The sequence below is a fragment of the Hallella faecis genome (assembly GCF_018789675.1).
Taxonomy (GTDB): Bacteria; Bacteroidota; Bacteroidia; order Bacteroidales; family Bacteroidaceae; genus Prevotella; species Prevotella faecis.
This window is the reverse complement of the sequence record NZ_JAHKBE010000180.1, coordinates 1-330: the sequence shown is the minus strand read 5'-3', so window position 1 is coordinate 330 and position 330 is coordinate 1. Positions and strand designations below refer to the sequence as shown.

The following is a 330-nucleotide window of genomic DNA, read 5'->3' as shown; positions in this document are numbered from 1 at the left end:
TCCCCCCAATTAGTAGTCATATACTTGGTGTTGCCCATCTTTGCCATGCCGAGAAGATGGAATTTCTTGTGGCGGCGATAAACGAAATCCACAAGTTCGGTACATGTGAACCAGCTGTCAACCAGCAAGTAATCGAAAGGTATCTTGTTGCGTATAGCATTCTTCACCATATCCAACAGCTTGACACCCTTGCTCATGAAATACTCTTCCTTGCGTTTGGCAATATGACACTTCTCGTCACGTTTGCGCTCATAACGCCCATTCCTCTGTTCAGAGGTAAGCCCTTGTTCCTTGCCATCAACCTTGCCCTTCTCGCCATGAAGCGAGAAA

1 pseudogene is annotated in these 330 nt (G+C 46.7%); it reads right to left on the bottom strand.

Going from position 1 to position 330, the window contains the following annotated elements:
- Nucleotides 1–330, bottom strand: a pseudogene (locus KM934_RS13040) (IS4 family transposase); the annotation flags it as partial.